The organism is Ehrlichia japonica, assembly GCF_000632845.1.
GTDB classification, from domain to species: Bacteria; Pseudomonadota; Alphaproteobacteria; order Rickettsiales; family Anaplasmataceae; genus Ehrlichia; species Ehrlichia japonica.
Map to the genome: position 1 here is coordinate 989265 of NZ_CP007474.1, position 26985 is coordinate 1016249.

At 29.9% G+C, this 26985-nt stretch carries 21 protein-coding genes and 1 pseudogene; 10 read left to right on the top strand and 12 right to left on the bottom strand.

What is annotated here, in order from left to right:
• Window positions 1-5 precede the first annotated feature (5 nt).
• Window positions 6-821 carry a type I glutamate--ammonia ligase gene (locus EHF_RS03855; RefSeq protein ID WP_044195429.1) on the top strand — a complete coding sequence of 272 codons (816 nt, stop codon included), beginning with the start codon at window positions 6-8 and terminating at the stop codon, window positions 819-821.
• Window positions 822-1577: 756 nt separating this feature from the next.
• On the opposite strand, the gene EHF_RS03860 is transcribed toward EHF_RS03855, so the two are convergent.
• The 5 genes from EHF_RS03860 to EHF_RS03880 all read right to left on the bottom strand — a co-directional run bounded on the left by EHF_RS03860 (window position 1578) and on the right by EHF_RS03880 (window position 8219).
• Window positions 1578-2369: an MBL fold metallo-hydrolase gene (locus EHF_RS03860; protein ID WP_044195432.1), complete on the bottom strand. Its 792-nt coding sequence runs from the start codon at window positions 2367-2369 to the stop codon at window positions 1578-1580.
• A 475-nt stretch (window positions 2370-2844) separates the two neighbouring features.
• Window positions 2845-3381 carry a hypothetical protein gene (locus EHF_RS03865; protein ID WP_044195434.1) on the bottom strand — a complete coding sequence of 179 codons (537 nt, stop codon included), beginning with the start codon at window positions 3379-3381 and terminating at the stop codon, window positions 2845-2847.
• Complete coding sequence (locus EHF_RS03870) at window positions 3371-3829, bottom strand: hypothetical protein (RefSeq protein ID WP_232228936.1); 459 nt, start codon at window positions 3827-3829, stop codon at window positions 3371-3373. Before EHF_RS03870 ends, EHF_RS03865 begins: the two co-directional genes overlap by 11 nt.
• 160 nt (window positions 3830-3989) lie before the next feature.
• Window positions 3990-5450: a hypothetical protein gene (locus tag EHF_RS03875; protein WP_044195441.1), complete on the bottom strand. Its 1461-nt coding sequence runs from the start codon at window positions 5448-5450 to the stop codon at window positions 3990-3992.
• A 486-nt stretch (window positions 5451-5936) separates the two neighbouring features.
• A complete protein-coding gene (locus tag EHF_RS03880; protein ID WP_044195444.1) occupies window positions 5937-8219 on the bottom strand; it encodes a hypothetical protein in 2283 nt (760 codons plus the stop codon).
• A 216-nt stretch (window positions 8220-8435) separates the two neighbouring features.
• On the opposite strand from EHF_RS03880, the gene lpdA reads away from it, so the two are divergent.
• Complete coding sequence (gene lpdA, locus EHF_RS03885) at window positions 8436-9851, top strand: dihydrolipoyl dehydrogenase (RefSeq protein WP_044195447.1); 1416 nt, start codon at window positions 8436-8438, stop codon at window positions 9849-9851.
• A 324-nt stretch (window positions 9852-10175) separates the two neighbouring features.
• Here lpdA and EHF_RS03890 read toward each other — a convergent pair whose 3' ends face one another.
• The 4 genes from EHF_RS03890 to EHF_RS03900 all read right to left on the bottom strand — a co-directional run bounded on the left by EHF_RS03890 (window position 10176) and on the right by EHF_RS03900 (window position 13281).
• Window positions 10176-10394, bottom strand: a complete 219-nt coding sequence (locus EHF_RS03890) for a hypothetical protein (RefSeq protein ID WP_044195448.1) — start codon at window positions 10392-10394, stop codon at window positions 10176-10178.
• Entirely contained in the window at window positions 10395-10517 is a 123-nt protein-coding gene (locus EHF_RS04900) for a hypothetical protein (RefSeq protein WP_269493460.1), read from the bottom strand. It lies immediately after the preceding gene.
• A 331-nt stretch (window positions 10518-10848) separates the two neighbouring features.
• Entirely contained in the window at window positions 10849-12165 is a 1317-nt protein-coding gene (rho, locus tag EHF_RS03895) for a transcription termination factor Rho (RefSeq protein ID WP_232228984.1), read from the bottom strand.
• A 474-nt stretch (window positions 12166-12639) separates the two neighbouring features.
• Window positions 12640-13281 carry a cell cycle transcriptional regulator TrcR gene (locus EHF_RS03900; RefSeq protein ID WP_044195452.1) on the bottom strand — a complete coding sequence of 214 codons (642 nt, stop codon included), beginning with the start codon at window positions 13279-13281 and terminating at the stop codon, window positions 12640-12642.
• A 332-nt stretch (window positions 13282-13613) separates the two neighbouring features.
• On the opposite strand from EHF_RS03900, the gene rpmI reads away from it, so the two are divergent.
• The 6 genes and pseudogenes from rpmI to EHF_RS04765 form a co-directional block, all read left to right on the top strand.
• Complete coding sequence (rpmI, locus tag EHF_RS03905) at window positions 13614-13814, top strand: 50S ribosomal protein L35 (protein WP_044195454.1); 201 nt, start codon at window positions 13614-13616, stop codon at window positions 13812-13814.
• A 25-nt stretch (window positions 13815-13839) separates the two neighbouring features.
• Window positions 13840-14214, top strand: a complete 375-nt coding sequence (gene rplT, locus EHF_RS03910) for a 50S ribosomal protein L20 (RefSeq protein ID WP_044195456.1) — start codon at window positions 13840-13842, stop codon at window positions 14212-14214.
• Entirely contained in the window at window positions 14201-15244 is a 1044-nt protein-coding gene (gene pheS / locus EHF_RS03915; RefSeq protein WP_044195458.1) for a phenylalanine--tRNA ligase subunit alpha, read from the top strand. The genes rplT and pheS overlap by 14 nt, the downstream gene beginning before the upstream one ends.
• Window positions 15238-15936 carry an SDR family NAD(P)-dependent oxidoreductase gene (locus EHF_RS03920; RefSeq protein WP_044195459.1) on the top strand — a complete coding sequence of 233 codons (699 nt, stop codon included), beginning with the start codon at window positions 15238-15240 and terminating at the stop codon, window positions 15934-15936. The genes pheS and EHF_RS03920 overlap by 7 nt, the downstream gene beginning before the upstream one ends.
• 346 nt (window positions 15937-16282) lie before the next feature.
• Window positions 16283-16453, top strand: a complete 171-nt coding sequence (locus EHF_RS04620) for a Trm112 family protein (RefSeq protein ID WP_084475743.1) — start codon at window positions 16283-16285, stop codon at window positions 16451-16453.
• A gap of 159 nt (window positions 16454-16612) precedes the next feature.
• Window positions 16613-16743, top strand: a pseudogene (locus tag EHF_RS04765) (Trm112 family protein); the annotation flags it as partial.
• Window positions 16744-16976: 233 nt separating this feature from the next.
• Here the strand turns inward: EHF_RS04765 and EHF_RS03925 are convergent.
• A complete protein-coding gene (locus EHF_RS03925; RefSeq protein ID WP_044195926.1) occupies window positions 16977-18245 on the bottom strand; it encodes an MFS transporter in 1269 nt (422 codons plus the stop codon).
• A 231-nt stretch (window positions 18246-18476) separates the two neighbouring features.
• Here EHF_RS03925 and rpsP point away from each other — a divergent pair, with 231 nt between their 5' ends.
• Window positions 18477-18740, top strand: a complete 264-nt coding sequence (gene rpsP, locus EHF_RS03930; protein WP_044195461.1) for a 30S ribosomal protein S16 — start codon at window positions 18477-18479, stop codon at window positions 18738-18740.
• An 810-nt stretch (window positions 18741-19550) separates the two neighbouring features.
• On the opposite strand, the gene EHF_RS03935 is transcribed toward rpsP, so the two are convergent.
• Together EHF_RS03935 and EHF_RS03940 are read right to left on the bottom strand one after the other, a co-directional pair.
• A complete protein-coding gene (locus EHF_RS03935) occupies window positions 19551-20594 on the bottom strand; it encodes a Fe(3+) ABC transporter substrate-binding protein (protein ID WP_044195463.1) in 1044 nt (347 codons plus the stop codon).
• Window positions 20595-21498: 904 nt separating this feature from the next.
• The gene (locus tag EHF_RS03940) at window positions 21499-24471 is read right to left on the bottom strand and encodes a collagenase (RefSeq protein ID WP_156928271.1); all 2973 of its coding nucleotides are present in this window, start codon (window positions 24469-24471) and stop codon (window positions 21499-21501) included.
• 220 nt (window positions 24472-24691) lie between these two features.
• On the opposite strand from EHF_RS03940, the gene EHF_RS04530 reads away from it, so the two are divergent.
• Entirely contained in the window at window positions 24692-26977 is a 2286-nt protein-coding gene (locus EHF_RS04530) for a hypothetical protein (protein ID WP_052349283.1), read from the top strand.
• The last annotated feature ends 8 nt before the right edge of the window (window positions 26978-26985 follow it).

Below are 26985 nucleotides of genomic sequence, written 5' to 3' on the forward strand. Positions count from 1 at the left end.
TTCATATGTTAAACTATACGTTAGATTATCTCAGTACTAAATTTAACATTACCCCTCTAATAGGAGTAGAATTAGAATTCTATTTTGATAATATAAATTCAAACAATATCAGCTCATTAGTTACCAATATTAAGGAGAGGATATCTCCTTTTAACTGTAACATAACAAAAGAACAAGATAGTTTACAATATGAGATACAAACATCTACAACTACCAAAATTTCTAATTTTATTCTTGAGCTTAATCTTATAAAAGAAATTTTAGCAGACAGTATAAAACATTTTGGAGGAAGTATTAATTTTTCTGCAAAACCATATTTAGACAAACCAGGAAGCGCATTTCATATACACATAAATTTACTTGATTCTAATAACAACAATTTATTTTTTAATCAAAATAACAAAATGAGTGATTATTTATCGTACAGCATAGGAGGGTTATGTTCTCTAATGAAAAAACATATGATTTTCTTTGCTCCAAATAACAACTCCTACTTAAGATACATACATGCTGATATAGATACTCCAACAACTATAAGCTGGGGAGGAAATAACAGAAGTGCCTCCATCCGTATACCAAGCACCAGCACAGATCCAACAAAATGTAGAATAGAACATAGAGTACCTGGAGCAGACTGTAATTATAACCAAGCTATAACATCAGTTTTGCAAGGAATAATTTACGGAATAGAGAAAAAAATACAGCCACCACCAAAAATCCATGGAATATCGTCAGATATACAATATAACCTTGAAAAATTACCACTAAGTTTAAATGAAGCAATAAAGTATCATATAAATAGGACTTCAACACCTGCATAGATGTAACTACAGACCTTAACAACTTTTAAAAATAATTATATAAAAAAAAACACACAACCCTACTCAAAATTTATGGGATATCTCAGATATACAATATAACCTTGAAAAATTACCACTAAGTTTAAATGAAGCAGTAAAGTATCATATAAATAGGACTTCAACACCTGCATAGATGTAACTACAGGCCTTAACAACTTTTAAAAATAATTGTATAAAAAAAACACACAACCCTACTCAAAATTTATGGGATATCTCAGATATACAATATAGACTTGAAAAATTATCACTAAGTTTAAATAAAGCAATAAAGTATCATTTAGTATGAGTAAATCAGCTTTATGTACACAATCCTTTAGCCATAGGTTAATAATCAAATATAATGATAAGCATTAACATCATAAAGTTTATTGTAATCTGATAAAATTATAAATATAAAAGAAGTTTCTTTGTTATGAAGTAACATAAACTATATTTTACTTGGATAATCAAAGACTGATTTTATATCAGGTATATAACATTTGTCTTTTAATATACTCGCATTATGAAATAGATAGAAGGATATCATATCAAGTGATATAAAATGCTTATTTACAATATTATATGAAACTATAAATTAACTAAAAACATCAAAAAGAAATACAATTCTAGTGACTAAGTATAACATACAGCTAAAATTTTCATTTATTAGATTGATGCAATTATCTAATCATATACCTCATATACGTGTATAGTTTATTTCTACTTTACCTTACACTATTAAACATTAAGTTGCAGTCCATCATAACCAACTATTATATTATCTTTAGAATGACTTCTTACATAATCAACCAAAGAATAGTACTCAAGATAATGACTCATATGAGTCAAAACAGCAATTTCTGGCTTAAACTCTTTTATCCAATCTAAACATAAATCTACATGAGAATGTGCAAAACTTGCATCATACTTTAAGCAACCTAATATCAACACTTTCTTGTTATATAAAAATTTACAAGACTCTTCTGGAAAAGATTGGACATCGGTACAATAAGCGACTTTATCATTGAATATAAATCCATTAGACTCACTAATACCATGTAACTGTCTTATAGCTAATATACGAAAATCTTTAATAGCAAATTCTTTATAGTGATATATTACATTCACTGTCAAATGATGGCACCTCTTCCAGGTAGAAGTATATGCACTAGGAATAAAGAAATATGAGTTACTAGCAGTTAATAAACATAAAGTATCCATATCACTGTATACAGGTATGCTATTCAAACCATGCTTAGGAACAAATGGCTGAAGATCAGAAATACCATCACAATGATCCGAATGGAAATGAGTATACAATACCGCATCAACAGATGATAAATTATTTTGTAATGCCTGAAATCTTAAGTCAGGAGTAGTATCAACAAGCAGCTGCGTATCTTTGCTTTCAACAAATATTGAAGACCTCATCCGTTTATTATACCTTACACTTGAACCACAAGCATCACACTTACAGCCTACAATTGGTACACCTCCAGATGAACCACACCCAAGAATTGTTATTCTCATAAAAAATCAACATATTGACGTATGATCAATATCATTAGTAGCTTTACTAGTCAAGCATATAAATTATTGCTCTACTATATGCACATATATAAATTAGGATCATAAAATTAATATACTACCTATACCTGTGGTATTATCTACTCACTCATGTCAAAGTTCTATTATAGACTAAATATATCTCAGATATATAATAGATAGTAAGACAAGTTCAAATATAGCCTTATTAAACTAGATTATTAATCAGTATACCTATAATATTACTTTCCCGTTTATTTCAAATACTATTATAGATTATAAACATATTCCAAATATACAGCGTATATCTAGATTATAGACAAGTTTCAAAACATGACACAATGATTACTTGATTTTGCTGTAACTTAACATACAAAATAACTTACTTTATTCTATATTGACCATTACATTTTTAAATGCACTTCATAATTCGTACAAATTTATACATGAACATTAAATTCTACTCCATATTTTGGCTTTGAGCATATATGGTACGCAATTTTAAAACATCCTCTTCTGAAAAAAATATACTCTTAATTTTACTAATGTTAATATTCCTTCTTTTTAATTCCGCAGCACGTTTTACTTCCAATACATTTTGTTCAGTAACTTCTTCATTTTCTGGTATCAAGCTTTCCTGTATTACAGAATAAAAGTTACACACTTCAACCAACACATCTTCAATTTTATCAGTATTAACACTCAAATTACTAGTAATGACTCTTACTAAATATTCAGACATTGCTTTCAATTTTTCTTGTGGTATGTAACATAATGCAAGTCCTGAATCATCTTTTTCCATTAACTTACAACTATTATCTCTTAATCCAAAAACTGTATACTGAATTTTATCATTCAAAAAATCCATCTCACAAGTATAACTTGTACAATAATTTAATGCGTATATTAATCCAAGACAACCATGCATATTAGCTTCACATCGAGTACTAGACATTATATATAAAAGCATTATTGATAGTATTACGCTAACCTTCATTAATAAACCTAGCTATTATATTATATAATTCAAATGAAATACTACCACGTACAATAGGTATAGTTTCACCTTTCAATGCAGCTTGTAATACTTCATTTGTAATATCGGTATTTTTCTCAATATTCAAACTAATAACTTTGACATATCCAGAAATATCATTGTATATCGCATTAAGGAATAAAAATACCTGCTCATCACTAATAGATGAAAACCTAATTTCAATATGACGCTTAATTACATCTATATGTTGTTTATTATATATATCATTAACTACTTTAGGACTAGATATGTTTATCTGAAAATTAAAAAGATAATACTTCTTAAACAAATTGCTTATCAATGCTCCTAAATTTTCTTCGTAGAAAGTACTATATATATTTGAAGTTGATATCTCTTGCCATAAAATTCCACTATCATTTAGCATTGCTTCGTGCTTGTGAACGTTCATGACTTTGAAACTCAATTTTTGAATTTCATCAGCAATACGTAAATTATTTTGCACGATATAAGTATTAGATCTATATAAATAATGTAATGTCACAGACAAGGTAACCAACAACATTATACATACCCATACTTTTATTATACAGTATCTTTTTAACAGTTTACTATTCATTACGGTACTTCTCTAGTTTCACCACAACAATTTTTTGACCATCTGAAATATTGGGTGCAATATCTATTACCTCTACCTCACAATCTTTAAATTCTTTTATCATTCTATCTTTTAAGTCGTTAAAATAATATAAAAACTGTTTGTCCTCCACAAACTTCAATAATAGTTTTACTGTTATACCATTACTGTTTGTATTGAATGACAAGTAATTGATTTTAAAGCCTTTTAAATCGATTTTTCGCAATTGCAAAATTAAGTCAAAAGAAAAAAAATCATCTGCTAAAAGCAATTTATACACATCTATTGTTTCATACATTTCACTAATTCGTCTCACTTGAGCATCTTGATTAATTCTTTCAACTCGAGACACTAATTCTTCTTTATGAAGTAGTAGATCAATTTTCTCATCATAACCATTATTTATACTAAACATATAAGCTACATTTAGCAAAGACATCAGTACAATAAAACATAATAAAGAAGGTATGAAATACTTATTAAAGAAGAAAATTCTACAGAACAAGCTGGTATTCTTCGTATGCAAAATCTTCAATGGTTTCTTTTCTGTAATAGCGCACAATACTACAGTATCACAAAATTCACTCATAACACTTGAGGATTGTTTCAACATTAAAATTTTTGATAATTCATATGGAGTAAAGATACTCTTATTTATATTCTTAAAATCAAATAATAATAAACTAGTTTTGATATCACTAGAAGTTATAATGTACAAATTGATAACTGACTCTTTACTATACCCAAGTTTAGCAAGATATAAAATCGTATCAGATATCTCCTGATAAACTTTGCCTGCAATAATACTTGGCAACATTTCATCTTCGGCCATAACAATAGTACTTACATGTACTATCTTACCTTTATATAGAACAACTTGCCTAAAATCATTTGTTTTGGTATAGGCTATCAATATAGCCCACCCTTCATCGTCCTTACCTTGAAGTTTAAGTAATTTATCACAAAGATATGATAATTCTATGGGTAATAACAATATCCCACAAAAATTACATAAATTATCAGTAATAATTTCCAATAGCTTCTTAGATAAGCTGTTTAGTCGACTTGTTGCAACCATATAATGCCAGCTTTTACTCAAAGCATCCGGTTTTGTTAATAAAAATGCAGAACCTACTTCACAATCACCCATAACTTTACTAAGATTCATTCTGACTAAAGACCTAGCAACAATGCGACTGTACGTAGGTATTACATGTTCAGTATAAATTTGATCAGAATGATTTAATACAAGATATACTGGAGATTTTTTATACTTAACCACACATGATACAACTTTTGAGAAATCTATATCCTGTTCGTCTTCAATAAAATACTTATCACATACTCCACCATTAACGATATTCAGAATTACAGCTCCATTATCTCCTACAGATATGACTACTTTATTCTTAGACACTTTAGAAAAAAATGACATTACTTTCACACAAAATTTATAGTACTAACATTAACTAATAATTCATACTAAAGAAGAATCTTCTCTCTACTATTAACAGTAATAAATAAAGATATATTAATAAAAAATGCGAAAAACCATAACCAGACCTTTGAATTAACACTATTTTTACATGATATAATAAAAAGAATATAATATAATCCACTACAACTAGGATATTTTATGTAAGTAACACAACTCACATATATTCTTTATCGACTACACCATCTCTAGAATTACCTTATATTGAATTTTCATCTGCAAGTCTTTGTCACATCATGTTCCCAAATGATCTTCCTCTCACAAAAAGCTTATTTATATACATATAAAACATAACAATACTAACACCTAATATTCAAATCAAACACATCATTTACATTATCTAAATATCTTATAAATACTTATACCAATCACATATTACCATCTTATCTTTCTTGTGACTTGTAGTACTATATATTTATAACAACTTCAATATGCCATTCTATTAGGGATTTGAACCCCTGCAATCTCTTGCCTATCCCTCAATTCAAATACTTGTAACTCTGAAGTATTGCCTCTAGAACTTCTACCCACACACCTTGTCAAACTCTGTCTCAATCTATTACAACCAAATTTATTGTAAAATATCCCAACAAAAAGCATAACAATAAAACCTACAATAAATATTGCTCCAACCAATAATCCATGGTTACCAGAGTTGTAATCTACAAAATATGTTTTGTTCCTACTAATACTATCATTTGTCAAAGAAAAGCTGTCTGATCTACTTATAGTAGTTGTAAGGTTCAATCTATCTATTCCAGCATAATTACTAGTTGTTTCAAAATCTTCATCATAAAATACATGCCTTCTTAGAGTACTTTTGCTTCTAAAACTAGATTGAGTAGTGCTTCTTATGCCATATTTTGCTTTTTTGTTTGATATACCATATTCAACATCTGAAGCATTACCTATATATTTCTTACCTGTTGTGAATTTTGCTCTCTTAACTGTTGTAGACTGTACCGGAATTTTAGTAACACTTGACACATTATGGTTACGATTAGTTGACACTAATACTCTATCCACAAAATCCGTAGTATTATTTCCTACAGAACTCTTAGTGCTATCAGTATTCAAAATTATTGATTGTGTCGTACTAGGTATCACATGAGAGCCATAATATAATGTAGTTTCTTTTTTAGAACCACTAGATACATATGATAATGATTCTGTAGTCATGTGCTTTACATTAACTTTAGCAGTACTATTTAAATTTGAAGTTACTTCTTGTAACCCTTCAGACTCTTTAAGCAAATCATATGCAGTCATGTAAGGAGTAGGTGTAGTAACTTCGTACACAGACATATTAACACTATTAGTAGAAATATGACTCTGCATAGTAGTAAAAATATTTTTAGATTGCACTTCCCTAATACTGAAAGACATATGTACCATATAATTATTATAAGTCTTTTTAGCTTCTACAGTATTCACTTTAGCATATGCATCTTCAAATAACATATCCTGAGTAACAACATTCACAAAATCAGCAATATTTGTAACTTCATGACGTGAAAATTGTATGACATCAATATGTGTAATATTTCCACTTTTTAATTGTAACTCTGGTATCCCATACTTGATCATATTGTCTGACCCTACAACCGTGATTACTATACTATTTCCAATATGCTTTAAATATAATGACGTAATATGTTCTTTCATCTGCATAAAGTCATATATGGAAAGCTGATTACCTGCCTTACTATGAGCAACAACCAACTGATCATTATCTTTGAACTTACCATCAGGTACTACTCCAACATAAGCTACATAAGTATCTTCTCCATTGCGAATAGCACTAATTACATCAATCCCACTCACTGGAATATGATACCTAGCATCATCAGACAAATTACACCCATAACGATGATTTATAAGACATCCTCCTATATTTAAATCTAAGTTATAATCAACTGAGATTTCGTATATACTGGAAAAAAACTTGTGATCACTACTAAGATACTTTCCTACATAGAGTAAACTCAGACGTCTTTTAAACTCTGACACCATAATTAACTTATCGCTATATTTACCGTATCCTATATAACCAGAATATTTAAACAAATATCTGCTATTAAACTTGGCCCCTATAGTTATAGGCTTAATAAGTTGAAACTTATTATCATGATATTGCATACGCCACATTACATAAAATCTATCTGGCAATTTCGCTCTATCATCACTATCAACCCTTCCAACAATAACAACAGTATCTACCTGATTTTGATATAAGACAACAGGATACTTAACTTCTTCTTTTAGAGATCTAACAGAACTACTTAAAGGTATTTTCCCCATATCAAACAATGTTATATTAGGCAAATAACGCACCTTATATATCTTTAATGATATGGTGCTTTTTATCTTGTATTCTCTAAGTACACCTTCAGAAAGTACTATAATTAAAAAATCATTATCCACACCTTTCACAAGTAACATTTCTGGCAAGTAATCTTTTACTGCACGACTTAATATAGAATTATCATTAACCTTAACATGATAGGTAGAATTACCATGATAAATTTCACATATTAGATCATGTCCTACAAAAGCACGTTTTACATAGTATGCAGAAAAAATAGTATTATCTCTCTGAACAAAATTAACACTATATGCATTTAAAATGCTAATTTTATTCTGAGCAACCTCCTGATTACTAGATGTTTCATTGACAGTCATTTCTATTGATTTCTGCAAAGTTTTCATAAATGGACGTAAAAATTAATTATGTTTAATAATATTATGAATATTTAACAAATCAATAACTTTAGTTAATTTTTTATTAAAATATTATCAACATAACATTAATTAAAAATTACGACTTATTAATAAATACAACCTTGTACCCTCTCAAAATGTTAAACTTGCAAATATCCTAACACTCTACTATTATTACCTACTATTATCTAAAAAAATAAAAGCATGACTAAACATGAATTTCTCATAATTGGAAGCGGACCTGGAGGGTATATAGCAGCTATAAGAGCCGCGCAACTTGGATATGATGTTGCAATAGTCGAACAAGAAAATACATTAGGTGGAATCTGTTTAAATTGGGGATGTATTCCAACAAAGTCACTGTTACAATCTGCATCAATCTACCATAACATTAAAAAAGCAGATATTTTTGGCATTACAATAAAAGATGTAAAATTCGATTTTAGTAAAGTAATAGAACGTTCACGCAATGTTGTCGAAAAGCTATCCAACGGCATTAGTGTATTAATGAAAAAAAACAACATAAAAGTTTATCACGGAACTGCAAAATTACTCGGCAATAGCACAGTAAACATTACAGATCTCTCAAATAAAACAATTAACATTACATCAACTCACATCATCCTTGCAACAGGATCTAAGGCTAAGAGCATACCGGGTATAGATTTTGATAATAATATAGTTTGGAATGCTAAAAATGCTATGATACCGGATAAGCTCCCTGAATCTTTATTGATTATTGGCAGCGGAGCTATAGGAGTAGAATTTGCAAGCTTTTACAATACATTTGGGACTCAAGTTACAATGGTAGAGTTAAAAGATAATATACTGCCACTTGAAGATCATGAAATATCTGAATGTATGCATAATATTTTAAGCAACAAAGGAATTAAAATTCACACAAAAAGTTCAGTAACAAAATTAGAAAAGTTTAACAATTATGCTAAAATTCAAGTTTCAAATAGAATACATTTACAAGTAGATAAAATTATATTGGCAGCAGGAGTACAGCCCAATTCCAATAATATTGGTCTTGAGAATACACAAATTAAAACAGACAGTGCTGGATTTATTATCACTGATCAATATTGCTATACAAATGAACCAGGAGTTTATGCTATAGGTGATGTTGCTGGTCCTCCATGTCTAGCTCATAAAGCAAGCCATGAAGCAGTACTATGTGTAGAAAGTATTGCTGTAAAAGAAAATAAAATCACAAATTCTCAACATAAAGTACATCCTATAAACAAAAGTAACATACCTAGTTGTATATTTTCAATACCACAGATAGCTAGTGTTGGACTAACTGAAAATCAAGCACAAAACCAGGGTTATACTACTAAGATTGGGAAATTTAATGCAAACTGCAGCGGAAAAGCAGTAGCTATAGATGAAACAGAAGGTTTTGTTAAAGTCATTATAGACAAATCTACTGGGGAGTTATTAGGCGCACATATGATTGGAGCAGAAGTTACAGAAATAATCAATGGGTATGTTATTGGGAAACAAGTAGAAGCTACCGATCAGGACATTATATCGTCTATCTTCCCCCATCCAACACTATCAGAAATGATACATGAAGCAGTATTATCATCCGACAACAGTTCGCTTAATAGCTAGATTTACATTATTCTAAATGTAATCATTGATACCTTAATCATAAGGTTATTGATCGTATATACGTAATAAGATAAGTCTTTTAACTTATAAAAAAATACATGCTTCCCATTAATTTAGAGGTAAGCTTGTGAGATTAAGAAAATTACATGATACTTAGAATTACCTTCTATACTCTTATAAATTTCACAACATAAAATACAAAAATGCTTAACTAGAAAGATTCGCAATCTGTCTCACCTATTACTTATTAGAACAAAATATAATTCCATAATTACAAAATACTAACAATAGTTTATATTTCCTCTTATTGTAAATAAAACCAGCCTAAACACCAGAACTTTTGTAATAATATAATAAACAACTATTACATACCATAGCTTTTACAGCCAACATCCAACACCAATAAAGAAAGATCTTCTTACTTAACACAAAAACTAAACGAAGCACGTGATACATTATTAGACTAATAAAACCAGCCTGAACACCAACACTTTTTGTAATAATATAACAACTATTATATACCATAGCTTTTACAGCCAACATCTAACACCAATAAAGAAAGATCTTTTTACTTAACACAAAAACTAAACGAAGCACGTAATACATTATTAGACTAATAAAACCAGCCTGAACACCAGCACTTTTTGTAATAATATAAACAACCATCACATACCATAGCTTTTACAACCGACATCTAACACCAATAAAGAAAGATCTTTTTACTTAACACAAAAACTAAATGAAACCGTAATACAGTATTAAACTAACAAGACATGTAGTAACATTACAAAATTCTTATCAATGTAAATAACTTTTTTTATAGTATCAATTTTATTCGACAACTGTCTTACTTATTTTACCTATTACTACAGTATTAAAAACGCATAATTAAATCAACATTTGAAATAGCAGAATTATATACAAGGCTTACTTTTTAGCTACATTGTTGTAACATAGTCTTACTTACATTCCACTTAACATACCGACATATTACAGATCAACTATTCATCATATCAAAGAACTCATTATTATCCTTAGTTATGGATAATTTATCTCTCAAGAACTCCATTGCTTCAACAGAACCCATTGATGATAGCAATCTTCTTAATAACCATACTTTCTTCAAACATACATTATCTATTAACATATCTTCTTTTCTTGTACCAGATTTTGAAATGTCTATTGCTGGATATACTCTTTTATCAGATATTTTTCTGTCTAATATTATTTCACAATTTCCTGTTCCTTTGAACTCTTCAAATATCACTTCATCCATTTTTGACCCAGTTTCAACCAGTGCTGTCGCTATTATTGTTAATGATCCTCCATTCTCTATATTTCTTGCTGCTCCAAAGAATCTTTTTGGTCTCTGTAAAGCATTAGAATCCACTCCACCAGTTAATACTTTTCCTGAGGATGGTATCACTGAGTTATATGCTCTTGCTAATCTTGTAATTGAATCAAGCAATATCACAACATTCTTTTTATGTTCTACCATCCTTTTTGCTTTTTCAATTACAATTTCTGCAAGCTGTACATGTCTATATCCAGGTTCATCAAATGTAGAGCTTACTACTTCGCCTTTTACCGATCTACACATATCTGTAACTTCTTCTGGTCTTTCACCTATGAGTAAAACTATTAATTCTATATCTGGATGATTCACAGATATTGAATGTGCTATTTGTTGTAATATTATTGTTTTTCCAGCTCTTGGTGGCGCAACTATCAGGGCTCTCTGTCCTTTCCCTAAAGGAGCAACTATATCTATCACCCTCATGCTTATATCTTTTTTACTTAAGCTAATAGGATCATTACATTCTAATAATATTCTTTCTTCTGGATATAGAGGAATTAAATCATCAAAGTGCACATATCTTTGTAATTTTGCCATATCCGTAAAGTTTATGCTGTGTGCTTTTACTAATGTAAAATATCTTTCTTTCTCGCTTGGAGCTCTTATTTCTCCACTTACTATATCACCTGTTCTTAAATTAAACTTCTTTATCTGTCCTGCAGAAATATATACATCATCACCACTTGCAGCATAATTTGCTTCAGGAGATCTTAAGAATCCAAAACCATCAGATAATATTTCTACTACCCCTCCTCCTATTGCTGCACCTCCATCACTTACTACTTTTTTCATCAAGTGAAAGATTATCTCTTGTTTCAGCATTCTACCATTACTTACTACTCCAAGATCTTCTGCTATTTTTAACAGATCTTCTATAGTTTTCTTTTTTAATTCACTTAAATCCAATACCTTTACTTCTTGTACTGATACCTGATCATCTGTTCTCTCCTCTATTATTTCTTCTTGTACCCCCACTTCTACTACTTTATCCTCTTCTTTACTTACAACATCCGCTTCTAGCTGAACCACTGCACTCTTATTAGCACTCTTTCTACTAACATATTTTATTCTTTTCCTTTTCCCATTTAACACTATATACCTACAAACTATCTATACGCTTATTCATTGCAATATTAAAACTAACATTTGAATCCTAATAAATGCAACACTAATTCTCTAAATTCTATGGTAATTCTATTCAACAATTAACACTACCTAGCAATACATAAGATTAACAGAAATATATCTTAATAAAAACATCAGGCAAAAAAGCCTAATAAACTATACCGATTATAAAACTATAACACTTTGGTATTTTAGCAAATATAATAAACTTAATATCCAACAGTATATATAGCAATACTTAAGAAAAAATCGTTAGAATTATAAGCAATTACCCTCATTAAGTAAACACCTATTAACGTAATAGCTTTACACTGAATCAGACACAGAAAAATCATTAGCCCTAATATTTTTTACTCTTCTTTCTCTTTCAGCAACTATCTGAGCTTTCATAATTGCTTCATCCAAATCCACTTGAGCACATAAACCAAGCAATACAGGATCCCTAGGTTTAATATTAGCTGAGTTCCAGTGTTCTTTATTTCTAATAGCCGTAATAGTTGATTTTGTAGTCCCTATCAACTTAGCTATACACACATCTTGCATTTCAGGACAATATTTTAAAATCCATGCAACAGCATCAGGCTTGTCTCTACGACGTGCTACAGGTGTATATCTGACAGCCCTTTTCTTGTTTTTCTTAAAATTTCTATAGCTAATCAACTTAGGTATTCTCGTAGGGTCATTCTGACAACATTCAATTTCTTCTTTTGTAACTTGTCCCATTGTAATTGGATTACATCCAACTACTCCTTTTGCAACTTCACCATCAGCAATACCTTTAACTTCTAATAGATGTAAGTTACAAAATTTTGCTATTTGCTCAAAAGTCAATATAGTATTATCTACTAACCATACCGCAACAGCCCTAGGCATTAGAGGACCAGAATCTTCTAAAGTAGAAGAAGATTCCTTATGGTTATGAGCTAAAGGAACATTACTATTTGACATACAAATTTCTCCAAATTCTCAATGTAATTAAATAACCATATTATTTACAAAAATAAATAAGACATAAATATTAATAATACATTACTACTAATGTAATACATACACTTATAAATTATTACCATAAGTTTTGCAATAACTTATGTAATATCTTAAAAATATGCAGTAGATTTAATTAGACTGAGATATTCTCGTATAGATTTTAATACATAATAGCATAAAAAATTATTAATAGATAATGTATAAATTATCAGAGTAAAATTTAGAAAATGTACTTGACACTACTGAAATAAACAGATTAAGATATAGCTTTCTGCAAAGGTTTTAGGATAAAGATGCCAAAATTAAAAACTAAGTCTTCTGTCAAAAAGAGATTTAGTGTCACAGCAACAGGGAAGATAAAGTCTACTCAATCCGCAAAAAGGCATGGTATGACTAAAAGAAGTAAAAGGAGCATTCGCGTTCAGCGTGGTACTGCTATAATGAATTCTTCTGACGCACGTATAGTCAAGCTTTTCATGCCTTATAACAGATAGAGGTATTAATAGATAGAGGTTAAAAATGGCTAGAGTTAAGCGTGGTGTTACTACAAGAGCACGGCATAAGAAAGTTATCAAGCTAGCAAAAGGCTATAGGGGGCGCTCTAAGAATTGCTACAGGATAGCTCTACAAAGAGTAGAAAAAGCTTTGCAATATGCTTACCGTGATAGACGCAATCGTAAGAGGTTCTTCAGAAGTCTTTGGATTATGCGCATTAATGCGGCTGCAAGACAACATGGTCTCCTATACTCAGATTTCATTCATGGTCTATCCTTAACGAACATAACACTGAACAGAAAAATTTTGGCAGATATGGCAGTCAATCATCAGGATAACTTCAAACAAATTGTGGATCTTATTAAAGAAGCTTTAACTAAACATCGTGTTGCACAGTAATATACATAGCTTACAAAAAGAGGCTACCAGCAGGATATTGTCTAGCTCTTCCCTTGAAGAATTAGAAAGTATAAGGCTTCATTACTTTGGTAAATCAGGAATTATAACTACATGTTTAAAAAATATTGCAGCAATTAGCAATATAGAAGAGAGGAAGTCTGTTGGAAGCAGTATAAATGCTATATATGCTGAGCTAAAGTCTCTAATTAATTCGCAAAAAGAAAAATTGCATAAAATACAAGTTAATACTCAACTAATACAAGATACTGTTGATATTAGTTTGCCAATCCGTCCAAAACAAATAGCTAAGTTGCATCCTATTTCTAAAACTTTACACGAAGTTAGACATATTTTTTCATCTTTAGGATTTAAACTATCTGATGGACCAGAACTTGAAGATGAATTTCATGTTTTTGATGCACTTAATACACATAAATACCACCCCGCAAGAGAAGAGAACGATACTTTCTATCTAAAAACATTACTAAATCAAAAAAGAGTTGTATTACGTACACATACGTCCTCTGTACAAATTAGAGTAATGGAATCCAATAAAGGAAATTATCCTATCAAGATTATTGCACATGGAAAAGTTTACAGAAATGATTGGGATGCAACTCATAGTCCAATGTTTCATCAAATTGAAGGGCTATACATTGATAAAAATGTTAATATGGGACATTTAAAGTATTGTATACATTACTTTCTAAAAAAGTTCTTTGGAGAAAATATCCAAATAAGATTCCGTAATAGTTATTTCCCCTTTACTGAACCATCGGCAGAAGTTGATGTAAAGTGCAGTAACAGAGATTGGATTGAAATTTTAGGATGTGGAATGGTTCACCGTAATGTCTTAACAAATGTAAATATTGATCCAGATCAATACAGTGGATTCGCATTTGGAATTGGAATTGAAAGAATTACCATGCTCAAATACAACATTAGTGACTTGCGCAAATTCTATAATAACAAATTACAATGGTTAATTCATCATGGGTTCTGTTTTTCTAATCTCATCACAACATGTTGAAGACAACTTATCAAAAAGGAGCATTAATTACAGGTGGAGCACGTAGATTAGGCAGAGCAATATCAATATTTTTAGCTGCCAATGGATATGACATAGCCATTCACTACAATACTTCTAAAGAACATGCATTACAGACAAAAGATATTATTGAAAAGTTATGTAACAGAAGATGTATCCTTATACAAGCTGATTTAACAGAATTTGACTCGTTAAACTCCCTCATAGAAGAAACTTTTCAACTTATACCTCATTGTAATTGTATTATTAACAATGCTTCAGTATTTTATAAAAACACGTTAATGAATACTTCTATTAAAGATTTTACTAATCACTACAATCTCCACATACGCGCTCCCCTATTCTTAACTCAATACTTTGCAAAAAAATGCATTACTATAGGAAATGTTGTTAACATGATTGATGCAATGGTCGTAAAAGATAGCACAAAACATTTTATATATGCAATGTCAAAAAAATCACTACTAGATTTAACAAAATTTACAGCAGTAGAATTATTCCCAAAAATAAAAGTTAATGCTATTGGCCCCAAAATGATTTCTAATGATTTCTTAGATAACGTTAATTATCATAATATAATAGATAATCCAGAAGTTAAAACTATTCTTACCAGAATAGCAGAACTACTAGATACTAATAATAACGAAACTGGCACTATTAATTTCATACAATAACTGTACAACTAGTCTTTATTAGGCCACATAATACAATGTATTATAAAGAAAACATAACAGCAAAATAGCAACACACTAAGAAGATTATTCCTAAGTTATTTAAATTTACATGCACAAAGTACTTTTTTCACACATTTAGAATAAAATTGCTTCACAATAATCTACTCCTAAATACTCATATATATATATTTGTATCTTATTAACTGTAAAGACTACATTAATCATAACAATTTACTACTAAAGAATAAAAACACAAAAATATACATATTTCTTATACAAAAAAATCTACAGTTCATATTTTTACAATAAACGCTATAATATAATAAACTAATCTTACTTATTAAATATGTTTGACCATAAAATACTTGAAATACTTGTCTGTCCACTAACTAGAGACAAGTTACAATACAACAAGGATACCAATGAATTAATTAGTCAAAAAGCCAAATTAGCATTTCCAATACGTGATGGCATCCCAATTATGCTAATAAGTGAAGCAAGAAAATTAGAAGAATAATTCTATATTTTTAGAGGATTTTTTCTATCTATACACCAAATTAATGATATATTTTACAAATGTAAGCTTATTAACACGACAGCTATACTAATATTATACCGAATTCAGTATTAATTAGAAATACAGACTTACCACATTACATTCTAAAGTACACCACAAGTTACACCCTACAAATTACAATACAACAAGGATATCAATTAATTAATTAATCAAAAAGCTAAATTAGCATTTCCAATACGTGATGGCATCCCAATTATGCTAATAGTGAAGCAAGAAAATTAGAAAAATAATTCTATATTTTTAGAAGATTTTTCTATCTATACACCAAATTAATGACATTATTTTACAAATATAAGCTTATTAACACGACAGCTATACTAATATTATACCGAATTCAGTACTAATTAGAAATACAGACTTACCACATTACATCCTAAAGTATACCACAAGTTACAAACTTGACAACATACATATAGCTTTCTTAGAGTCAGAGACATAATTTTATCACATATCAAGTAGTAGATTACCAATCAGCATACACATCTTTTTTCCTAATCTGACATAATGCCACAATTGCAACTACTGCCCAAAACATAACATATACCCCAGGAATAAATGTGAGTCCTGTTGCTCTTATAAGCCATGTACATGCTACAGGAGCCATACCACCAGATATAGCTGAAGCAATATTACGCGACAATCCAAAACCAGTATATCTAACCTTTGTAGGGAATAACTCAGACATTGCCCCACTTGCTGGACCTAAAGTTGCAGCAAATGGAATTACAAAAACCAAATATGCTATAATTAAAGCAACATAGCTATCTTGGCTTAATAACCAAAATACCGGTATTGCAACACAAAACAACGATATAGACGCAATTAACATTACTTTCCTACGTCCTACATAATCCGAAATATACCCAAAAAATACATTCAAGACACCACAAATCATTATATTAAAACTTTCAATAATACTTACGCTACTAGCGTTGAAACTTAGGTGAATATTTGAGAACTCTTTAATAAATGTAATAAAAAATACCATAAAAATATGAAATGAGCAATTTTCTATACAGTCAATACATGTTGCCAATACTAAAGGACGCTTATATTTTTTGAATAACTCTAAGAAAGGAGACTGTGAAAGATTATTACTTTCCTTATGAGTATCATATGCAGGACTTTCGCCAGTAATACTTCTAATATAAACACTAACCAGACCTAATAATAGACCAATTACAAAAGGTATTCTCCAACCCCATACTTCAAAATTTTCTCCTGTAAAATACTGAGATAATAAGATCATAAACAATGCAATAATAGAACCAAGTACAGCACTTAAAGTCTCAAAACTACCAAAAAAGCCAATGTTTTTTCCTTTTTTAGAATGCTCTATTAAGAAAGTAGCATTACCAGCCTCCCCACCTAAAGATATCCCCTGCATCAATCTACAAACAACAAGTAATATGGGAGATAATATTCCTATCTTTTCATAGGTTGGTAATATTGAAATAAAAGTAATAGGAACAGATATAGCTATGATTGATAAAGTCAATGCAGCTTTCCTTCCATACTTATCCCCAATGTACCCAAAGATACTTGCTCCAAAAGGACGCATTAAAAATCCAACTGCAAAAATGCTAAATGTCATAATAAGACTAAAATATCTATCTTCCGCTGGAAAAAATAATTTACTGATTACACTTACTAAATTTCCAAATAATACATAATCATACCATACCAACGTATTACACATGATTGTTGATAATACAGCTCTTCTTAAATTCATATAACCTACACGTCCTCCTATTACACATTCCTTTAAAAAGAACATCTTTACACTTTTTTAATAACTTGAGCAAGCTTGATTAATTATAATATTGCTTTTAACAACATATTGCAAATTTCTTATTTTTATCAAAAAATTTAAATGCTTAAAAACACATTTTTCAATTTGACTATCCACTTTATTATGTGTATGATTTTAAAATGTTTAAGATGTTTTAAAGGTTATATTCTCATGTCTGTAAAGATAAGGTTAGCAAGATTTGGAGCTAAAAAGCGTCCTTTTTATAGGGTAGTTGTTGCTGATTCTAGAGTTGCAAGAGATGGGAAATTTATTGAATCTTTGGGCTTCTACAATCCAATGCTTCCTAAAGAACATGAGCTATTTGTTAAAGTCAAGGTTGATAGACTAAAGTACTGGTTAAGTGTTGGCGCACAGGCAACTGATAGAGTATCTTGGTTTATAAAGAAAGGCATTATTAACATAGAAACAGCTTAATGTATTTAAACCCTGTAAACCCTTTATTTGATACAAATATACCTATATTACAGTTATCCAGGTGTGTATGTATTGGTTGGCAAGAATTATTGTTTTTGCTGTTTTTTTATCATAGTAAACTAGTGTTATGTATTGCTTGCAGTAGGTTTTTGCCTATTTTAGAAAATTGATATCAAAGCATGCAAAAACTTTCAGCAAGATAATTAAGTCTATCTTTTAATGCTAAATCAAGCAATTCACAAAAATAGAAATAATGTAAATTCCCCTAACAAGGCAATGTACAAGAATCATAGTTTCAAACTGAAATTTGACCACCTAAAATACTAAGAGATGTCAGCATAAGTTTTTTGTATTTAGTTTAAGCATACTAGCATATAGTTTCTAACAATAACAAAAAGCTTGCTATTAGAAACTCAGGTAGTTTCAGTAAATACAGAGATAGTATAAAAGATTTTCGTGCAAGTTAACTTAACATAAAAAAGCTATAATCTATAAAAACAACTAAAAGAATTGCTACTTAAAATAAAACAACTTTTAATTAAGTTATAGGAACAAATAAAAAAGCACTTTTATTATTATCAAACCAGGCATTGCACAAGAAGTATAACTTATAACAAAATATAAAAACTATGAGTCAGCTATACCTCAGAAAAGGTAAGCTTAAAAGCCCTGCTAATAGTTACATATTATGATTACTTACTTAAACATAGGGTCCAAGAGATTTTCCTTACCTAAATAGAAGCTAATAAACTTCTCGAAAAAAAACATCATGAATTTGGCTATAGCAAAACTTATAGCTGAAAACACCAACTACCTCCAACCACATTCATCTGCAATTTTAACAGATTCAGTTAAATGCTTCTCTAGTTCCTGTAAAGGTAAATTACTCTCCTTAAATACACCAAAAGTTTTCAGAACGTCTGAAATTTCTACCCCTTCTACGACAGGATACTCTTGATTAACTTGAGCATAAACCCTCTGCGCCTTTACACTAGCTAAAAACTCCAATAATCTTATAGCATTTTGCTTGTTCTTCGCATTCTTTGTAACAGCACCACCACTAATGTTAATCATAGTACCCGTAGTTTCCTGATTAGGGAAAAAAATACCAAGCTTTTTAACTGCAGCTTGATCACTTTTTTTATCAGAAGCTGCAATCCTTCCAAAATAATAACTATTAACTATAGCGATACTACCTTCATCTGCTGCAACAGCATAAATTTGATCTATATCTCCACCGCTAGGTTTCCTAGCCATATTCGAAACTAAACCTTTAATCCAAATCTTAGTATTCTCTATACCATTATTTGCTATCATAAAAGCAATTAACGACTGATTATATGGGCTACTGGAAGATCTTATTAAAATTTTATCTTTCCATTTCGTATTTGCAAGGTGTTCATATGTACTCAACTCATTCTCTTCAATTACATCCTTGTTATATACTATCACCCTTGCACGCTTCGTCAATCCAAACCAAAATCCATCACTATCTCTATACTTGCTAGGAATCGCTTGATTTAGTACTTCAGATTGCACAGGCTGTAATAATCCCTTTTTCTTAGCAAGAATAAGATTAACAGCATCTGCAGTCAAAAATACATCAGCTGAAGTAGCAGTACCTTCATTTTCCATTCTATTAATAAGTTGAGCAGCTTCATCATTAATATACTGAACATTTATACCAGTTTCTTTAGTAAATTGCTCAAACAAACTATGTAACAATTCTTCCTTACGAGATGAATATACCCGTACCTCTTGTCCTGGATTTTGAACTTGTTGTCTTTTAGTGAAGAAATTAAAAGCTAACATAATAACAGCAATGATACCAAGACAGGTAACCAATCTTATCATATTATTAATCCATAGATATTATAAGCCCCATAATTGTACAACATCATAAAATAAATGCAATATTTGATATAACATACAATTACATTAATAATTTAACCATATTTATACATTACAAATACATATCCCCATCATAAAAAAGTACAAATAATTAGCACAATTTAATATTATTTCACTAATTAAAATACAGTTTTTAAGACAAACTAAATGAACAATTACAATCTTACTTCCACAAAAAGATTTATAAATATTAACATATTAGTTAGCTACTAGCATTATATATCTGGTACCCCTATGCTCAGATTTCAAGCTATGCACTTTTTGAGAATCTATATTTTATAACACCGATACTGAGTATTAATAAAAGCAAACCTAAATTAATATTGCACTCTACAACAATAAAAAAAATGTTGACCTAAAAAATAATCACAAAAAAGCAGTCCTATATGAATGATAATGCTGTTAAAAAATCTAATGTAAATACAGTAGAATTATTTGTAATACCAAGTTATTTTATGTACTACAAATCAATCATTTGTGAAAAAATATCGTTATTACTATCCATATACATGAAACTGATAAAAGAGCACTCACCAAACTCCACATACAAAAATAATGTCTACCCAGGAATCAATTTAACATGCATAAAATCGAATTCATACAAATGTAATGCCTTTAAAAATCTATTGAAAATTTTTTTATATAATGTATAAGGAGTAAAATTATTTGTAATACCAAGTTATCTTGTGTACTACAAATCAATCATTTGTGAAAAAATATCGTTATTAATTATCTATATACATGAAACTGACAAAAGAACACCTCAATTTAACAATTACTTCATTATACAATATAAAACAATATAAAAAAGCAGCGTTACATGAACTACCACTTCTTTTAAAATTCCCTAAAATTCATTTACATAAAGCGAAATAGTAGAGCTATTCATAGTATTATCCGATACATCAGTAGACAAATTATTTCCCCTAAAATAAAAAATAGCTTTATCACTATAACCTGTATCAGTACCAAGATTTGCTACTTCATCACCAATTCCTACATCATATTTTCCACTATATATCCCATTTTCTAGTGCTTCAATATTGACTTTCTGAAAATATTTAGATGAAAGGAAATCATTGTGGCTATAGTTAAGGCTCGCAGCAATAAAAATATCACCCTGAAATTGATTTATATTATCAGACAGCATTCCAATAACTTGATCATCATAGACTAGGTCCACTTTCGTTGTATAAGATATACCATTAGGCCTAATTATATTTCCATGTTCATCCTTATAAATATGATAATCATCAGAATAATACTGTAACTTAAACATCGATCCTTCCTGATATTTATCAAAATCTACTAAACCAATGCTAACACTGTTTTTAGAGTAACTTTGTTTCTCAAATGTGTGAGCAAAAATAGGATCGATATATCTATATTCATCTATTAAATCAGACGGCATACCATTAGGATGCTCATCACCATCTGCAGTACATGGCACTAACTTCTGATTTCCACCAACATTAACTAATTTCAAATGGGTAATTGTCTTAGGAAGTTGAAATCTCAGATTTCTTCCTTCGTCAGCAATGAAAAAATCACTTCCATAAGTTCCCATACTATCAGTTGCTGGCTCACTAATGTAAAAAGAAATACTTTTAAACTGATGTAATATTTGATCATCATGCTTAATAACTGCCTGATGAATATCGTCACTTGTAGTTACAGTACCTTTATCATCTAACAGATTTCCTCGAATTATTACTTTATCATCACGGTGAAACTCCGTATTTGCAAGATGAGAATAATCTTTAACTGAAGCATCATGTAACAATAATTTTTGATAATCTGGATACAAATGATTAATATTAGGATGATTAAACTGATTGTCGAATACAACATTTCCATGTTCTGTTTTTTGTATATCATCAACTAAAGCAGTAGTAAATTCACCATCTTTCTCAAGCACAATCATATAGGCTCTATCTAGATAATTATTTGCTATCATCCCAAGAACATTGCGGAACACAAACTGTATACTACCAGTATCAAGATTCTTAACACAATAACCTCCTTCAGTTGATAACTCACCAACTTTTTGATCATTTACATACAGAGATATTCCACTCGTGTTTCCTTTACCTAACACAGCAGTACGTAACATTACATTTTGATTAGACACAATACTTTCAATATCGGAATTATTTACTTTTATAATATCACTTAAATCAATATAAGTTAGATCCATCAATAGATCCCTTATCGTAGAATCAACACTAGATTCACCACTGAACACTTTTTTGACTTCAGCTTCCCTAAAATCTTCAAAAGCTTTTTGGACTACATGCATTTTAATAATACTAACCTGTTGTGGATTACTCATTATTACTTGCTTATAATTACTATAACCTGCTTCATCTAAGAACTGATGTAACAATAAATCTGCATTAGGAAGCTTATCAAATACTTTATCAGCATCTGAATAACATCCCCTAATATCAAAAATATCACTACTTGAACGAAGATTTTCATCATATTTTTTCAGTATGTTGAATGCATATTCCATATAAGATTGAGTATTGAAATATTCATTGCCATTTTCATCACAATACACATATGCAGGTTTACCAGATGTGGTACTAACTAACTTTAGAAAATTATATTCCGGCTCTACTTCTATCATATCAGAACTTGCAGTATTCCAAGTACGTATGACATTTTTAGCAGCATAATGTACTACAGGTGATATTTCTCCTACTACTTCACCATTCATATTACAAATGTTCTCACAGTAATATTCATTCTTCACATCCTGATTTTTAAAAGCACTAGCATTCTCAGCAGAAAATACTTTTTTGCCTAAGTCTACTTTCAATATATTCATATTCTCTAGATATAAAGAAATGTCTTTAGATTGCACCCACGGGTCAAAATCTGCATACTTATTCATACTAATCATCTCTCCAGCACGAACAGCATCACCTTCTCTTAACGCTTTTAAATACTCTGAAATTATTCCAGGATAATTCTCTTGTAAAAATGTTACAAATGCATGTCCTATACTATACTTCAGATCCCGATCCTTAGTCACTGCAGTATCGGTTGCTTGACCTATATCACCAGAAGAATCCTCTTGTAACACACTTGATGTTATTTCTTTATCCCTTAACCCTCTCATAATAAAACTACTATCATTCTGTATGTAATCAGCTAATCCTTCTGCAAATATAGAATGATCCACTTTAAGACTAGATAACATATGTCCAGATGCATAATTCTCCAAAGCATGAGTTAATTCATGTTTTAAATTTAATATTTTACCAAACTGATATACATAAATTTGATATGGGATATCAGCATTCCCGTAGAAAGTCATACCACCGGCTCCATTTATCCCTAAGTTATAAAGTCGTCCATAATGTTCATATTGTTCGTTATCGTCGAATAGATATAATTCAAAGGTGGTTTCTTTTTCATTAGGGTCTAATCCAAAACTAGACTGAAATTTTGCTATTGCATCATCAAATCCCTTTTCAATCTCATACAATCTTTTACTAGGCAAACTCCCTAAAGTATGTATCTCTAGGTTTAGTTTCAATTGATCGTTCCTTATAGTATGTGTATTAGAAAAAACATTAGATTTAAAGTCCTTAGGATTACCAGTTTTATCACTATCAGGAAGAGTCGTATACATCTTACCATGCTTAATGCCATCCTTCATGAGAGGTAAGATTACATGTTTATCACCAATCCCAGTACCATACTGATGATTAAAAGAACTTCCATTTTGATCTGCTTTATTTACAGCATTATGTTCCACCATTTTGCTAGTACTAACTTGACCATTGTCATGTTCTAAGAAAACTGTCATAAAATCCATTTATTAAAATATTAATTTAGAGCGGAATCATACATGTAATATATTAAAATGTCAATATAAGAAAGTTAATAAATTAACTAATCAATTACTCTCCAGGCATAATACATTGATATTTTGCATGAAAATATTAATGAGTTTATTAATTAATACTTTTTTTGTAATAAAAATTAATAATAACTGTTATAAAATGTAATAATTATTAAGAGAAAATATGAACAACAATACACCAATTTCAACAAATGAAGAATTTTCTTTCAAATTAGAAGTAGGAGGAGATCTAAACAATCTTTGCACTGGCAACATATATAAAGCCAAAGTAATAGATAAAGATAATACTGAAATAGTTATGCCATCAAAAAGCTATTTCTTTGTAGGTGATAAATTTTACGTTCTATACAATGGCTATCACAACGACGACTACCTTAATATTCCTTCTGAATACCAATATATTAAAGCAGAACACATACAACATACTGACTATAACGACGAAACTAAAGATTTTTATCGCTTAGTAATATGTAATCAAGACGGAAAAGCATATTACCTGAGTTATCATAAGCTCAAGATAAGCCTGGAAAATATACTAAAAACATCAGAAAAAATAGACTTGAAAGAATATTATAACATACAAGAGACAAGAGGAAATGGCCCACTATTCAAAATAGTATCAGAAACACCAGATAAAAACACAGAAACATCTTCTGCTATACTTTTAGACTTACATTCTGGTCAAGAATTTGGAAAACTAAGTTCAGAATCCTTTCAATACGGATATTACTCCTCCCGAGTACATGATGGGTTTGAATTAAATTATTCTGACATCAACAAGCACCAAGTTAATGATGATGGTAGTATTAACTTATACAACATTTCATATAGTCTCATGCAAGAAGAAATAGAAAATAGTCCAGTTTTTCTCATAGTACAAGACAGAAAGTACTTTTTTACAGACATACAACAAGAGGGATCACTAGTAACCAACTACAATAAAGCATCAAGCATTTTAGATGCTGCTAACTTTATAATAATAAAGGATAAACCAAATGATGATGATGATGATGATCATATAGATATGCATGAGAAATTTATTTTTAGAATCAGCAAAAGTAATTTATACAAAGAAGATAATAAAAATTATGCCAGTATAATATTAGAAGATAAGGAAATATTACTAATTGCCAAGGATGACAATACGGATATTTTCTTTGATGGAAATTCTTATTTTGAATATTGTAACAATCTTAACGAAGTGATCAGATACGATGCACCTATATCAGGATTCGCTAAATCCTTTTTTAAGATTGTACAAGAGAAATTAGATGCAAACAATATGTATATTACTATGAAATTAGATAAAGAAAATCACATTCAGACATATTTATCTGACAAACAAGGAAATCATATCCTTGATTTAGCCAATACAGAACTAGCAGAATACTTATCAACCATCTTACCATTAGATTACCATCAAGATGAAAATGCAGTATCAAAGAACCCAACAGATGAAACACCTGATACCAACACTAATAATATTTCTAATCCTACTATAGAACAAGATAATGCAGTATCAAAGAACCCAACAGATGAAACACCTGATACCAACACCAATAATATTTCTAATCCTACTATAGAACAAGATAATGCAGTATCAAAGAACCCAACAGATGAAACACCTGATACCAACACTAATAATATTTCTAATCCTACTATAGAACAAGATAATGCAGTATCAAAGAACCCAACAGATGAAACACCTGATACCAACACTAATAATATTTCTAATCCTACTATAGAACAAGATAATGCAGTATCAAAGAACCCAACAGATGAAACACCTGATACCAACACTAATAATATTTCTAATCCTACTATAGAACAAGATAATGCAGTATCAAAGAACCCAACAGATGAAACACCTGATACCAACACTAATAATATTTCTAATCCTACTATAGAACAAGATAATGCAGTATCAAAGAACCCAACAGATGAAACACCTGATACCAACACCAATAATATTTCTAATCCTACTATAGAACAAGATAATGCAGTATCAAAGAACCCAACAGATGAAACACCTGATACCAACACTAATAATATTTCTAATCCTACTATAGAACAAGATAATGCAGTATCAAAGAACCCAACAAATGAAACACCTGATACCAACACTAATAATATTTCTAATCCTACTATAGAACAAGATATTGATACTGTATATTTCCCACTATCACGAGAACATATAAATATAGGTGATGCCATAGATGACGGTAAATATTCCATATCGTTTGATCTTACATATGAAGAGCTGGTAAATTTTTACCAAGCTGTAAAAGAAAATTATAGTTATGACCAAGTATGGAGTGCATATAATAATATATTCAAAAACTATGGTAGAGAACAACAAAACAACAACATTTATATTGATGAAAATGACCATATATTCATCGACAACTATGATTTTGGACTACTACAACAAATTCATATAGTTCATTAAGTTATATG

What these genes read in the sequence shown, in the direction of transcription:
- EHF_RS03855 (WP_044195429.1), top strand. Translation starts at nt 6, where the DNA reads ATGTTAAACTATACGTTAGATTATCTCAGTACTAAATTTAACATTACC.
- EHF_RS03860 (WP_044195432.1), bottom strand. Translation starts at nt 2,369, where the DNA reads ATGAGAATAACAATTCTTGGGTGTGGTTCATCTGGAGGTGTACCAATT.
- EHF_RS03865 (WP_044195434.1), bottom strand. Translation starts at nt 3,381, where the DNA reads ATGAAGGTTAGCGTAATACTATCAATAATGCTTTTATATATAATGTCT.
- EHF_RS03870 (WP_232228936.1), bottom strand. Translation starts at nt 3,829, where the DNA reads ATGAACGTTCACAAGCACGAAGCAATGCTAAATGATAGTGGAATTTTA.
- EHF_RS03875 (WP_044195441.1), bottom strand. Translation starts at nt 5,450, where the DNA reads ATGTCATTTTTTTCTAAAGTGTCTAAGAATAAAGTAGTCATATCTGTA.
- EHF_RS03880 (WP_044195444.1), bottom strand. Translation starts at nt 8,219, where the DNA reads ATGAAAACTTTGCAGAAATCAATAGAAATGACTGTCAATGAAACATCT.
- lpdA (WP_044195447.1), top strand. Translation starts at nt 8,436, where the DNA reads ATGACTAAACATGAATTTCTCATAATTGGAAGCGGACCTGGAGGGTAT.
- EHF_RS03890 (WP_044195448.1), bottom strand. Translation starts at nt 10,394, where the DNA reads ATGTTGGCTGTAAAAGCTATGGTATATAATAGTTGTTATATTATTACA.
- EHF_RS04900 (WP_269493460.1), bottom strand. Translation starts at nt 10,517, where the DNA reads ATGGTTGTTTATATTATTACAAAAAGTGCTGGTGTTCAGGCTGGTTTT.
- EHF_RS03900 (WP_044195452.1), bottom strand. Translation starts at nt 13,281, where the DNA reads ATGTCAAATAGTAATGTTCCTTTAGCTCATAACCATAAGGAATCTTCT.
- rpmI (WP_044195454.1), top strand. Translation starts at nt 13,614, where the DNA reads ATGCCAAAATTAAAAACTAAGTCTTCTGTCAAAAAGAGATTTAGTGTC.
- rplT (WP_044195456.1), top strand. Translation starts at nt 13,840, where the DNA reads ATGGCTAGAGTTAAGCGTGGTGTTACTACAAGAGCACGGCATAAGAAA.
- EHF_RS03920 (WP_044195459.1), top strand. Translation starts at nt 15,238, where the DNA reads ATGTTGAAGACAACTTATCAAAAAGGAGCATTAATTACAGGTGGAGCA.
- EHF_RS04620 (WP_084475743.1), top strand. Translation starts at nt 16,283, where the DNA reads ATGTTTGACCATAAAATACTTGAAATACTTGTCTGTCCACTAACTAGA.
- EHF_RS03925 (WP_044195926.1), bottom strand. Translation starts at nt 18,245, where the DNA reads ATGAATTTAAGAAGAGCTGTATTATCAACAATCATGTGTAATACGTTG.
- rpsP (WP_044195461.1), top strand. Translation starts at nt 18,477, where the DNA reads ATGTCTGTAAAGATAAGGTTAGCAAGATTTGGAGCTAAAAAGCGTCCT.
- EHF_RS03935 (WP_044195463.1), bottom strand. Translation starts at nt 20,594, where the DNA reads ATGATAAGATTGGTTACCTGTCTTGGTATCATTGCTGTTATTATGTTA.
- EHF_RS03940 (WP_156928271.1), bottom strand. Translation starts at nt 24,471, where the DNA reads ATGACAGTTTTCTTAGAACATGACAATGGTCAAGTTAGTACTAGCAAA.
- EHF_RS04530 (WP_052349283.1), top strand. Translation starts at nt 24,692, where the DNA reads ATGAACAACAATACACCAATTTCAACAAATGAAGAATTTTCTTTCAAA.